Source organism: Lentzea aerocolonigenes (genome assembly GCF_000974445.1).
Taxonomy (GTDB): domain Bacteria; phylum Actinomycetota; class Actinomycetes; order Mycobacteriales; family Pseudonocardiaceae; genus Lentzea; species Lentzea aerocolonigenes.
The window spans coordinates 470,091-483,231 of the sequence record NZ_BBOJ01000002.1; the positions used below are offsets into that span (position 1 = coordinate 470,091).

General features: G+C 70.0%; 7 protein-coding genes and 1 tRNA gene. 6 read left to right on the top strand and 2 right to left on the bottom strand.

Annotation, left to right across the window (positions count from 1 at the left end):
- Nucleotides 1–76 precede the first annotated feature (76 nt).
- From AOM45_RS05810 to AOM45_RS05820, 3 genes are all read left to right on the top strand, one after another.
- Complete coding sequence (locus tag AOM45_RS05810; protein ID WP_030470667.1) at nucleotides 77–1,093, top strand: LacI family DNA-binding transcriptional regulator; 1,017 nt, start codon at nucleotides 77–79, stop codon at nucleotides 1,091–1,093.
- Between the two features lie 101 nt (nucleotides 1,094–1,194).
- Nucleotides 1,195–2,055 (top strand): hypothetical protein, encoded by an 861-nt coding sequence (locus AOM45_RS52135; protein WP_035912112.1) that lies wholly within the window; start codon nucleotides 1,195–1,197, stop codon nucleotides 2,053–2,055.
- A 32-nt stretch (nucleotides 2,056–2,087) separates the two neighbouring features.
- Nucleotides 2,088–2,780: an aminoglycoside 3'-phosphotransferase gene (locus AOM45_RS05820; RefSeq protein WP_236703176.1), complete on the top strand. Its 693-nt coding sequence runs from the start codon at nucleotides 2,088–2,090 to the stop codon at nucleotides 2,778–2,780.
- On the opposite strand, the gene AOM45_RS05825 is transcribed toward AOM45_RS05820, so the two are convergent.
- On the bottom strand, nucleotides 2,777–3,520 hold the full coding sequence (locus AOM45_RS05825; RefSeq protein ID WP_030470664.1) for a DUF1684 domain-containing protein: 744 nt from the start codon (nucleotides 3,518–3,520) through the stop codon (nucleotides 2,777–2,779). The two genes, AOM45_RS05820 and AOM45_RS05825, sit on opposite strands and share 4 nt — an antisense overlap.
- 275 nt (nucleotides 3,521–3,795) lie before the next feature.
- Nucleotides 3,796–3,868: transfer RNA gene (locus AOM45_RS05830), tRNA-Gln, on the bottom strand.
- Between the two features lie 299 nt (nucleotides 3,869–4,167).
- Here AOM45_RS05830 and AOM45_RS05835 point away from each other — a divergent pair.
- The 3 genes from AOM45_RS05835 (at nucleotide 4,168) to AOM45_RS05850 (ending at nucleotide 13,091) form a co-directional block, all read left to right on the top strand.
- Entirely contained in the window at nucleotides 4,168–5,727 is a 1,560-nt protein-coding gene (locus AOM45_RS05835; RefSeq protein WP_030470663.1) for a glycoside hydrolase family 13 protein, read from the top strand.
- A 91-nt stretch (nucleotides 5,728–5,818) separates the two neighbouring features.
- Nucleotides 5,819–9,583, top strand: coding sequence for a DUF4132 domain-containing protein (locus AOM45_RS05845; protein WP_030470662.1), 3,765 nt, complete (start codon nucleotides 5,819–5,821; stop codon nucleotides 9,581–9,583).
- 58 nt (nucleotides 9,584–9,641) lie between these two features.
- The gene (locus tag AOM45_RS05850) at nucleotides 9,642–13,091 is read left to right on the top strand and encodes a DUF4132 domain-containing protein (RefSeq protein ID WP_030470661.1); all 3,450 of its coding nucleotides are present in this window, start codon (nucleotides 9,642–9,644) and stop codon (nucleotides 13,089–13,091) included.
- The last annotated feature ends 50 nt before the right edge of the window (nucleotides 13,092–13,141 follow it).

Consider the following 13,141-nt stretch of genomic DNA (forward strand, 5'->3'; position numbering starts at 1 on the left):
GGGATTTGTGCGAGCGATCTTCGAAACTCTTGGCATGGCGAGATCATGGAACGGCCAAGCGGCCTAAGATGACTGCATGACCGAGACGGCGAAGCGACGTCCCGGCACCCGGATCGAAGAGGTCGCGCGGGTGGCCGGGGTGTCGAAGTCGACCGTCTCGCGCGTGATCAACGACGAGCAGTACGTCAGCGCCAAGTCGCGCGAGGCCGTGCACGCCGCCATCGCGCAGCTCGGCTACAGCCCGAACCAGGCCGCACGCGCGCTGGCGGGCAACCGCGCCAACGCGATCGCCCTCGTCGTCTCCGAGCCGACCGGCCGGGTGCTGGGCGACCCGTTCTTCGCGGGCGTCCTGCGCGGGGTCCACTCGGAACTGGCCGGGCGGCACATGCAGCTGCTGCTGATGATGACCCAGCCGTCGGACACCGAGGACCTGGTCACGTACCTCAGCAGCGGGCACGTCGACGGCGCGCTGCTGGTGAGCCTGCACGGCGAGGACCCGCTGGTCCCGATGCTCGACGAGATAGGCCTCCCCGTCGTCTCCGGTGGCCGCCCGCTCGGGGCGACCGTGCCGTTCGTGGACGCCGACAACTTCACCGGCGCGCTCGAAGCCGCGCGGCATCTGGCCTCGCTGGGCCGCAAGCGGATCGCCACCGTGGCCGGCCCGAAGGACATGGCCGTCGGCGCGGACCGCCTGAGCGGGTTCAAACGCGGGCTGAGCGAGGCCAAACTCCCCTCCGGCCTCGTGGCACACGGCGACTTCACGCCGGAAAGCGGCGCCAAGGCGATGGAACGGTTGCTGCGCAAGGCCCCCGACCTCGACGCGGTGTTCGTCGCCGCGGACATCATGGCCCTGGGCGCGCTCCAGGTCCTGCACGCGCACGGCAAGCGCGTCCCGGAGGACGTGGCCGTGGTCGGGTTCGACGACTCGGTGTTCGCCGCGACCGCGACGCCGCCGCTGACGACGATCCGGCAGGACGTCGAGGAGCTGGGCCGCACGATGACGTGGCGGCTGCTCGCGGAGCTGGCGGGCGAGGCGGGACTGCCGCCGTCGCTGCTGCTGCCGACGTCGCTCGTCCGTCGGGCGAGTGCCTGATCTTCACTCGTTCGGCCCCGTCCGCACGCACTCCCGGTAACACCTGAAGCAATCCCCCGATGGTCAGGCGGTACGCCCCCACCCCCGAGGGAGTTGCGACAGTGATCGAGAACTCGGCCGCCGGTCTGGTGATGGTGCCCGGCGAGGTGACGGTAACCGTCACCGGCGAGCAGCACCACCAGGAGGTGCTCGCGAGGTACGCGGTTCCGGACGGCGTGTCACGGCACGTCGCCGTGCACCTGACGTGGTGCACGATCGCCGCCGGCAAGTACCGCGGCCAGCGCGGGATCGAGGTGCGGCTCGACGGGTACCGCGTCGGCGAGCTGACTTTCCTGATGTCGCAACGGTATGCGCCCGTGCTGATGCACGTGGAGTCCGGCGGCGGAGCGACCGGGTGCGCCGCGTTGGTCCAGCGTGGCGGCAACGGGCTGTTGCAGATCGTGCTGCGGATGCCCCGGGAGGTTCCCCGTGGTGCGGTGGTGCCGGTCGCGGGCTCACGGTCGTGGGTGCCGCCGGTGGCCATCGGTGCGGCGAGCCTGTTCGCGTTCTTCATCGCGATTGTTGTTGTTGCAGGGGTGATGGGCAGTCCGTCCGACGTGAACAAGGCGGCCGGACTCACGACCACGGCCGTGCCGACCACCACGACGACTGCGGTGACAACGAGCAGTCCGACGTCGACCACCACCACGACAACTACTACGACGACCACTGCTCCCCCGGCGGTCGCACAGCCGAAGCCTCAGCCCAATCCGCAGCCGCAGCCCAACCCGCAACCTCCGGCACCCGCCCCGCAGCCGAGTTGTCACGCGAGCTACAGCCCGTGCGTGCCGATCGCGAAGGACGTCGACTGCGAAGGCGGAAGCGGAGACGGGCCCCAGTACGTCCGAGGCCCGATCCGCGTCATCGGTCCCGACGTCTACAAGCTCGACAGCAATGGAGACGGCATCGGGTGTGAGAGCTAGCGCGGCACCCCGGTCACAATGACGAGGTGGAGATGCCGGAGGAGATCGTGCACGCGGTCGGCGCGGACGCGGTGTGGTCGGCTGACCACGAAGGAATGTCCGGCGAGACGTGGCGGGCGGGTTCCTGTTACGTGAAGCGCGCGGGGTCGGCCGAACGCGACCGGTTGTTGTGGCTGGGCAAGCACTTCGAAGTGCCCGAGATCCGGGCGTTCGCGGACGGCTGGCTGGTCCTGGCGGACGTCGGCGCCCCGTCGCTCGCCTCCGCGGAACCGGTGGTGGCCGGATCCGTCATGGGCGCGGTGCTGCGCGCACTGCACTCGTTACCGGTGGCGTCGTGCCCTTATGACGCAAGGATTCCTGTTGTGCTGGAAACGGCCAGGCGCAACGTCGAGGCCGGTCTCGTGGACCCGGACGACTTCGACGACGACAACCGCGGTGTCACAGCTGAGGAACTGCTGGAGCGGCTGGTCGCGACGGCTCCGGACGAACAGGACCTCGTCGTGGCGCACGGGGACTTCTGCCCGCCGAACGTGCTGCTGCGCCCGGACGGCTCGACCGTGCTGATCGACGTGTCGCGGCTGGGCGTGTCCGACCGGCACCGCGACCTCGCGCTCGTGCACCGGGAACTGGACGAGGAGGCCGCAACCGCGTTCGAGCGCGCCTACGGCCTCGTCCCCCGCCCGGACAGGCTCGAGTGGTACCGGTTGCTCGACGAGTTCTTCTAACCGCGCTCGTACGGCGTCTTCTCGCCCGCCTCGACCGCGAACGGCAGCCGGTTGCCGGCAGGCGGCAGCGGGCAGGTGGCGAAGTCGGTGAAGGCGCACGGCAGGTTCGTCGCGCGGTTGAAGTCGAGGACGACCCTGCCGTCCACCGGGGTCGCCGCCAGCGACCGGTTCGCCGCGTACGTGGTGACGCCGCTCGTCTCGTCGGTGAAGAGGATGTTCAACCCGCCGTTGCGACCGTTGAACGCCGTGAGTCTGTGTTCGGTGCCGTTGAAGCTGAACCGCACACGACCCGGTGCCTCGTACACGTGACTAAGTCCTTCCACGACCGCACCGACGGTCGTGGGGATGGGTGCGTCGAACGGCTCGTATTCACCCTCCAGCACCCACCGTTCTTGTGGTTCGTACGACGGCACGCCGCGGAAGTTCTGGAGCACCTCGGCCTTCGGGTCGTGCACGCGGATCAGGTACCCGCCGCGCCGCGCGATCTCGATCTCGACGTCACCCGCCTCGACGCGCGTGCCGGGACCGCTCTGGACGAGTTCGAACCGCTGCGGTTCGCCATCGTCCTGCCAGTACGCGGCGTCGTCGTCTTGCCACCACACGCCCGGTAGGCCGTCATAGGCGCGTGGGGTGGTTTCCAGCCAGTCGAGTGAAACCAACGCCAGCCACCCGTACGGGTCGGCCAGTGCCTTCTCCCGCTCGGTCTTCCAGGTCTGCCAGTCCTGCGCGAAGCCGCTCATGGTCGTGCCAACGACCGGCGCGCGGACCGGCTTCCCCGTTCCACTCCTTGAGACCCACCTGGGAGTCGAACCCAGTGTCAACGCTGTTGCAGAGCGTTTCACGACCGTCGTGACGTGGGTCGGGCATCGCGCGTCCTGGTGTCGAACCAGGCACTCCGGGCTCATGAGACCCGAATGACCACCGGATCACGCGCGATGGGGTGACCGACCGGACTCGCACCGGCTTCGACCAGGACCACGACCTGGCGCCTCGACTGCTTCGGCTTCGGTCACAGCTGCCCGTCGAGGACTCGAACCTCGATCTCCGCGTCCAGAGCGCGGCGTCCGTGCCGATTGGACCAACGGGCAACAAAAAAGCCGCCTCGTCGCTGCGGCGACGGGACGGCTCCCCGGAAGGCACGGATCAACTCATGCCGGGGAGCACCAGACGTGCTGATGACACATGTGCTGCATCACGGCTGGCTCCTTCCTCCGGTTCGTTGAGATCCACTCTGACGGATGGCGCCGCACGGCCGCAACGCATTATTCGGGCCTGCAAAAGTTTGCAGAACATCAGCTTCTTCTTTAGTAAACCTCAAGCCGACTTGCGGAAAACTTTTGCAACGTCTTTCCTGGAGCGCTGACACACCCCATCGGAAGGCATGGACATGTCCCAGGACTGGTGGCGCCACGCCGTCATCTACCAGGTCTACGTGCGCAGCTTCGCCGACTCGAACGGCGACGGCACCGGTGACCTGCCCGGCATCCGCTCGCGTCTGCCCTACCTCCGCGACCTGGGCGTCGACGCCGTCTGGATCACACCGTTCTACGCCTCGCCGATGGCCGACGGCGGCTACGACGTGGCGGACTACCGCGCCGTCGACCCCCAGTTCGGCGGACTCGACGACGTGCGCGCGTTGGTCGCCGACGCGCACACGCTCGGCATCCGGGTGATCGTCGACATCGTGCCGAACCACAGCTCCGACCAGCACGAGTGGTTCCAGGAGGCGCTGGCCGGACGTGGCCGCGAGCGCTACATCTTCCGCGAGGGCGTCGGCGACCAGCCGCCGAACGACTGGGAGTCGGTCTTCGGCGGACCGGCGTGGACGCGGGTCGAGGACGGCTCCTGGTACCTGCACCTGTTCGCGCCCGAGCAGCCCGACCTGAACTGGGACCTGCCGGAGGTGCGCGCGGAGTTCCGCGACGTGCTGCGGTTCTGGCTGGACCTCGGCGTCGACGGCTTCCGGGTCGACGTGGCCCACGGGATGATCAAGGCGCCCGGCCTGCCGGACATCGGGCACGCGGACCAGCTGAAGCTGCTGGGCACGGAGCCGTTGCCGTTCTTCGACCAGGACGGCGTGCACGACATCCACCGCGAGTGGCGCGAGGTCGTCGACTCGTACGAGGGCGAGCGCGTCCTCGTGGCGGAGGCGTGGACACCGTCGGCCGAGCGCACGGCGATGTACCTGCGCGCGGACGAGATGCACCAGGCGTTCAACTTCCACTACCTGACCGCGGAGTGGAACCACGACGCCCTGCGCTCGGTGATCGACTCGTCCCTGGCGGCAGTGGCCCCGGTGGGCGCCCCTACTACGTGGGTGCTCTCGAACCATGACGTGCAACGGCACGTGACGCGCTACGGCGGCGGAGAAACCGGCGTGCGCCGAGCGCGCGCTGCCCTGGCGTTGATGCTGGCGTTGCCGGGATCGGTCTACCTGTACCAGGGCGAGGAACTCGGCCTCCCCGAAGTGCTGGACCTGCCCGACGAGCTGCTCCAGGACCCGATGTGGGAGCGGTCCGGTCACACCGAACGAGGCCGCGACGGCTGCCGGGTGCCGCTCCCGTGGACCACCTCGGGCCCCTCTCTCGGCTTCGGCACCGGCGGCTCGTGGCTGCCGCAGCCGCTCGACTGGGCGAAGCTCAGCGTCGAGGCGCAGACCGGCGACCAGGACTCGATGCTGTCCTTCTACCGCAACGCTTTGCGCGTGCGCCGCGAGCACCCGGCCCTGGGCGCGGGCGACGGCGTCACGTGGGTGGACGGCCCCGAGGGCGTCCTGTGGTTCGAGCGCCGCGCCGAAGACCGCGGCATCGCCTGCGCGGTGAACCTCTCCGGCGAGGTGGTGCCCCTGCCCGACCTGGGCGCCGCCCTGCTGGCCTCGTCGTACTACGGCGTGCGCGACGGCCAGCTGCTCCTCCCGCCGGACACAGCGGTCTGGTGGGAGCTCTGACCAGCATCTTCACCTGATCACCAAAAACTGTCAGACCCCCTGAGTACGGTCCGTGGACATCAGCTTCCGACCGGATTCAGGGGGTTCAGCAGTGCGCAGGTGGGAGCTCGTCGCGGGCGGTTCCGCGAAGTTCTGGGAGATCGGCCGCACCGGCACCGAGGTGACCGTCCGCTTCGGACGGCTGGGCACCGCCGGCCAGACCCAGACGAAGGAACTGACCTCAGAGGACGCGGCCGCCGCGCACGTCGCGAAGCTGGTGGCGGCAAAGGAGAAGAAGGGCTACCAGAGCGTCGCCACGACGGCCGCCGAACCTGCCGCAGCCCCCGCGCCGCCCGCCCAACCGACCCCAGCAACCGCACCGCCCACCGCACGACTCGCCCAAGCTTCCGCGGCCACCACGCCGACGCTCACCGGCCCTCCCGCGCCGACCACGCCGCGTCTCGCCGCAACATCCACCCAGCCTCCCGCGGCCACCACGCCGCCGTCCGCATCTCCCACTGCGGCCACCGCTCCACCCGCGGCATCTCCCGCAGCCACCACTCCACCCGCGGCACCTCTCCCAGCGGCCACTCCACCCACCGCACCTCCCACAGCCACCACCCCACCCGCGGAACCTCCCACAGCGGCCACCCCATCTCCAGCCTCCCCAGTCACCCCTCCCCCAGACGAGGAAACCTGGATCATGCCGGCGGAGTGGCTCCGCCAGGCCATGCGCCGAAGAGACGTCAGACCGTGGCCGAAGTTCGCGCCCGACCCCACCAAGGCGCAGGAGTTCCGCGCCCACATCACCACCCAGACCGCCAGGATCGACGAGGTCCTCACCCACCCGTCGTCCCACCAGGCCCTCGTCCGCGCACTGCGCGACCAGCTCGAAGGCCGCCCCGACCCGCTGGGCGCCGCCACCCTGGCCAGGGTGGCCGAAACCGAGGACTCGCCGCTGCACTGGTGGATCGAGGAGTTCGGCCTCCCGTTCGCCGCCGCGGCGGCCGTGCACCTCGCGACGGTGCACGTCAACAACTGGAAGGACTGGCAGACCCAGAACTGGTTCGGCAACCACCTGAACCACTCCCTGCCGCACCACCTCTCCGAAGACACCTTCGAGGGCCGCGCGCTGGTGCTGGCCAGGACCGCACTCGCCGTGACCGACGACGAGACCTACGAGCAGACCCTGGTGGAGCTCGACAAGGTCGGCACCACCTGGTTCGGGCAGGTGGCTCGCGCATTCCTCGCCCCGACGCGGCACGACTGGTTCGAGGAGGCGAACGCTGCTGAGCACGCGCCGTACTGGATGGTGCACTGCGCGGCGAGCACGGCGGAGCAGCTCGGCCGCCTGCGCCAGGGGCACCTGATCTGGTCGCCGATCGGCATGTGCACCGCGATGTACGTCCTGGGTCCCGCACTCGCACCGCTGCTGGACGCCGAGCTGCGCGCGAAGGTCGAGTGGGGCTCGGAGTGCCGCAAGTTGGCACTCGAGATGCTCGCCGCGCTGCCGACGGACCAGGCCTTCATGATGCTGCTGAACCGGTTGCGGGAACGGTACGTGCGGCCCGCGCTGCTGTCCGCGATGGCCGCGTTCCCCGCACGGGCCGCGCGGCTGATGGCTCCCCGCGCCGCCACCGACCCGGACGTCCGCAACCTGTTGCGGGCGCACCTGCTCAGGCACCCCGGAGTCGAGGCGCCGGTCCAGTTGCCCGAACCGCTGCCGGACGCGCCGGCCTCGGCTCTGCCGCGGGTGCTGGCCGAACCGCCGTGGGCGCACCGGCGCCCGCTGCCGAAACCCTTGGTGCTGAAGGACGTCCCGGTGCCGGCAGCCCACCTGACGTGGCTGCCCGGCGAGCGCGAGGAGTGGGGGAAGCCCAGCGGCTATTGGACCGCGCGGGTCCACGACTGGAAGGCCATGGCCGCGGCGATCCGGGCTCGCAACAACCGCTACCACGACCACGGGCTGTTCGTGGCGGGTCCTGAGGAGCTCGCCCTCCCGCTGCTCGCGGACTGGGTTCCCAGCGACACCTGGGGCAGCGAGCACTGGGGCAAGCGCATCACGGCCCGGTTCGGCATGGAGGCCCTGCCCGCGATGCTGCGCCTGGCCGCGCGGGATCCGCACGTGTCGGGTGTCGTTCTGCTGCCGTACGCGACGCCCGAGGTCGCGGACATGATGGCCGACTGGCTGGCGCGCCTCAAAACCGCGCGCGCGTTCGCCATCACCTGGCTGGCCCGGCACCGCGAAGCCGCAGCCCGCCTCCTGCTGGCACCGGCCCTCGGCGTCGCAGGTCCCAGACGCCGCAACGCGGAGCTCGCGTTGCGCCACCTCCACCTGGAAACCGGTGTCGACGTCATCGCCGTCGCCACCTCCTTCAGCACCGAGGCAGGCGCCGCGATCCGCACGCTCATCGAGATCGACCCGCTCGACGTCCTCCCGGCGAAGCTGCCGGTGATCGGCGACTGGGCCGACCTGAAGCTGCTCCCCCAGGTGCGGCTCGAGGATGGTGCCACCGCGTTGTCCGCAGACGCCGCGAAAAACCTCCTGATGACCGCCGCACTGTCTAAACAGGACGCTATCTACCCCGGCCTGCCGCTGGCCGTGGAGGCGTGCGACCGCGCCTCGCTCGCCGAGTTCGCGTGGGCGGTCTTCGGGTGCTGGCAGGACGTGGACGCGCCGTCGAAGGACGCCTGGGTCCTCACCGCGCTCGGCTGGTTCGGCGACGACGAGACGGTGCGCCGCCTCTCGCCGCTCATCCGCGCCTGGCCGGGCGAAAGCCAGCACGCCAGAGCCGTCACGGGCCTCGACGTCCTCGCCCAGATCGGCAGCGAGGTGGCGCTGACCCACCTCAACAGCATCGCGGAGAGGGTGAAGTTCAAGGGCCTCAAGGCCCGCGCCCAGGAGAAGGTGTCCGACATCGCCGCCGCGCTGGGCCTGAGCCGCGACCAGCTGTCCGACCGCCTGGTTCCGCGCCTGGGCCTCGACGACGCCGCGACGCTGGTCATCGACTACGGACCGCGTCAGTTCACCGTGGGCTTCGACGAGCAGCTCAAGCCCTACGTCCTCGACGCGGAAGGCAAGCGCCGCAAGGACCTCCCGAAGCCGGGCACCAAGGACGACCAGGAGCTGGCTCCCAAGGAGAACAAGCGCTTCGCCGCGTTGAAGAAGGACGTCCGCACCATCGCGTCCGACCAGATCCACCGCCTCGAACGGTCGATGGTCGACCAGCGCACGTGGACCGCCGAGGAGTTCCACACCGTCCTGGCCGGCCACCCGCTGCTCTGGCACCTGGTCCGCCGCCTGGTCTGGATCACCGACACAGGCCTCTCGTTCCGCCTGGCCGAGGACCGCACGCTCGCCGACGCCGAGGACGACGAGATCACCCTGCCCGGAGGCGCCACCGTCCGCGTGGCCCACCCGGTCGACCTGAGCGACACCCTCCAGACGTGGGGCGAGGTGTTCGCGGACTACGAGATCCTGCAACCCTTCGCCCAGCTCAACCGCCCGACGCACGCGTTCGCGCCCGGCGACAACGTCCCGCAGCTGGACAAGTACGTCGACCGGGTGATGCCGGTCGGCAGGGTCCTGGCCCTCACCAAGCGGGGCTGGGTCCGCGGCGAACCCCAGGACAACGGCTGCGAGTCGTGGATGACCCGCCCGCTCCCGTCCGGCGGCGCCCTGGTCGCGTGCCTCGATCCCGGCATCACGGTGGGAATGGTGGACATGTTCCCCGAGCTGAAGTTCAGCTCGCTGTGGTTCTCGCCGAGCGGCGCAGGCAACTGGACCGCTCCCCGCAACGGCGGGCCCGCCCGCTTCGACGTGGACGCCGTCACCGCCTCCGAGCTCCTCGTGGAGCTGGAGTCACTGCATGCGTGACGTTCCAGTTCTTTTTGATCGGCCAGCAAACTCCGGATCGGATTCAGGGGGTACGTCAGTGCGCAGGTGGGAGCTCGTCTCCGGCGGGTCGGCCAAGTTCTGGGAGGTGGGGACGGACGGGGTGACGGTCACCGTCCGCTTCGGACGGCTGGACACGGCCGGCCAGACCCAGACGAAGGAGCTCGCGTCCGCGGAGGCAGCCGAGGCGCACGTCGCGAAACTGGTGGCGGAGAAGGAGAAGAAGGGCTACCGCGCCGTCACCGGCGAGGCGTCCGAGCAACCTGTCGCCGCGCCCGCCGCGGAGAAGCCCGCCGCCGTCGACGAGGACACCTGGGTCATGCCCAAGGCGTGGCTCAGGGATGTCGTGCGGCAGCGCGGCTTCGACCCGGCACCGGTCTTCGCCGTCGACGACGAGCTCGCAGCGACGGCCCGTCGCCGAGTGGGCAAGCAGACCGCGACCACGATCGAACGAGTGCTGTCCGATCCGGCCTCCGAACCGGATCTCGTGCGAGCCGCACGGGAACACCTCGCCGGCCGGCCCGATCCGGTCGGAGCGGCCGCGATCGCGGCGATCATCGCGAGCGGCCTGGAGTCCGTGCACGCCTGGATCGCCGACCACGGCGTCGTGTTCGCCGCCGAGGCGGCGGTTCACTTCACCGGCCTGGCCTCCGTCCCGACGTGGATTTCAAGCCAGCACACGTGGGGCGGCGAGCGGCTGCAGTCCCGTGGCAGCCACTTCCACATCATCTTCGACAGCGTCGAGGGCAAGATGCTCACGGCGGTTCGCTACGCGCTCGCGGTCGCGGACGACGCCGAGCGCGAAGCCGCCGAGGCCGCGCTGGACCGCCTCGGGGGCGCCAGTGCCAAGCTCTCCCGGGCGTACCTGGTGCCTTCCCGAGCCGACTGGTTCCAGCAGGCGTGCGACGAGCCGAACACGAACTCGCAGTGGTGGATGCTTCCCTGCAGTGCCGGCACCCAGGAGCAGTTCGAGCAGGTTCAGGCCACGGTGACCGCTCCCGCGTTCCTCCTGCACACGGCGCTCTACGTCCTGGGTCCGGCGGTCGCGCCGTTGCTGGCGGCGGAGCTCGACCGGAGCTACCAGCGTGCGGAGAGCCGCAAGCAGGCGTTGAAGGTGCTCGCGATGCTTCCCACCGACGAGGCCTTCACGATCCTGCTCGACCGCCTCGACACCAAGTACGTGCGCCCGGCGCTGTTGTCCGCCATGTCGGCGTTCCCGGCACGGGCCGCCCGGCTGCTGGCGGAGCGGGCATCCGCGAACGCCGAGGTCCGGCAGCTGCTGAGCGTGCACCTGACGACGCACTCGCACCTGGAGGTGCCGGCAGGCTTCACCGCGATCGAGTCCGCCACGCTCCCGGAGGCCCCGGCGGAACTGCTGCCGTCGCTGCTGGTTTCGCCGCCGTGGGTGCACCGCAAGCCGCCGGTGAAGCCCGTGGTGGTGCCAGATCTCCCGTCGCCGGCACCTTCGATCGTCTGGGAGCCGGGTGAGCGGGACGAGTGGCTCACGTCCGGCGACTGGAACACCCACGTGCCCTGGCAGGACCTGCTGGCGGAGTTCAAGGCGGGCCGGATCGGCTACCGCATGCGCGACCTGTTCGCCCAGGCTCCCGAGGACGAGGTGCGGCACCTGCTGGCCGGCTGGGAGCCGAAGCTCAGCTGGAGCGCCGAGGAAACGGGCAAGCTGCTGGCGGCCAAGTTCGGCTTCGACGCGCTGCCTCCGCTGCTGCGGATCGTCGAGTCGAACGCGAACACCGCCGTCGTCGTGCTGCCCTTCGCCACACCGGAAGTGGCCACCCTGATGGCGGACTGGCTGGTGCGGCTCAAGCAGGTGCGCAAGGTCGCGCTGGACTGGCTGTCGCGGCACCGCGAGACGGCGGCCCGTCTCCTCATCCCCGCCGCCCTGGGTCAGCCGGGAGCACCAAGGCGCAACGCCGAGACCGCCCTCCGCCACCTGCACGGCCTGGGAGTGAACGTGGTCGCGCTGGCACCGAATGCTGCGGCGGCCGCCGCTCTCCAGACCTTCCTGGCCGTCGACCCCGTCGACGTGCTGCCGGCCAAGCTGCCGGTGATCGGTGAATGGGCGGACACGAGGCTGCTGCCCCAGGTCCTCCTGAGCGACCGCAAGCACGCTCTTTCACCTGAAGCCGCTCACCACCTCCTGATGACGGCGGCCCTGTCCAAACCGGGTGACCTGTACGCCGGCCTGCCGGTGGCCCGCGACGCCCTCGACCGCGCCTCGCTCGCGGAGTTCGCGTGGGCTGTTTTCCAGCGCTGGCAGGAAGTGGGAGCGCCCTCGAAGGAAGGCTGGGCTCTCACCGCGCTCGGCTGGTTCGGCGACGACTCGACGGTCCGCGCGCTGTCGCCGCTGATCCGCAACTGGCCGGGCGAGAGCCAGCACGCCAAGGCCGTGACGGGCTTGGACGTCCTCGCCGACATCGGCACCGAGGTCGCCCTGTCCCACCTCAACAGCATCGCCGAGAAGGTGAAGTTCAAGGGCCTCAAGACAAGAGCCCAGGACAAGGTCTCGCAGATCGCCGCCGAACTGGGCCTGTCCCGCGACCAGCTGGCCGACCGCCTGGTCCCCCGCCTCGGCCTCGACGACGAAGCCTCACTGGTGATCGACTACGGCCCGCGCCGCTTCACCGTCGGCTTCGACGAGCAGCTCAAGCCCTACGTCCTCGACCCCGACGGCAAGCGCCGCAAGGACCTGCCCAAACCCGGCGCGAAAGACGCCCAGGACCAGGCACCACTGGAGCACAAGCGCTTCGCCGCCTTGAAGAAGGACGTCCGCACCGTGGCGTCCGACCAGATCCACCGCCTCGAACGGGCGATGGTGGACCAGCGGACGTGGACCGCGGCCGAGTTCTACACGGTCCTGGCAGGCCACCCGCTGCTGTGGCACATCGTCCGGCGCCTGGTCTGGATCACTGACGAGGGCGTCTCGTTCCGCCTGGCAGAAGACCGCACCCTCGCCGACTCGAACGACGACGAGTTCACCCTCCCCGAGACCGCCGCAGTCCGAGTGGCGCACCCGGCCGACCTCCAAGGCACGCTGGAAGCCTGGGGCGAGGTCTTCGCCGACTACGAGATCCTCCAGCCCTTCCCGCAACTGAACCGCCCGCTGCACGTCGTGCCGCCGGACGAAGACCTGTTGGCACACCTGAAGAAGTACTGCGACGTGCCCCACCCCATCGGCAAGATCCTCAGCCTCACCAAGAAGGGCTGGGTCCGCGGTCAACCACAGGACGCAGGCGTCGAGTGCTGGATCACCCGCCCACTGCCCTCGGGCGGCGCCCTGATCGCCGACCTGGACCCCGGCATCGCGGTGGGCGCGATCGACGTCTTCCCCGAGGTCAAGTTCACCGGCCTCTGGTACTCGGCCACCGGCAGGGCCTACTGGTCCGTGCAGAAGGACGCGCCGGCCACCCTCCAGGTCGACCCGATCACCGCCTCCGAACTCCTCTCCGAGCTCGAGTCGCTCCACACGTGACGCACGCTCAGGGGGTCTGATCAGGACTTTAAGCAGACCGTAAAGAATTG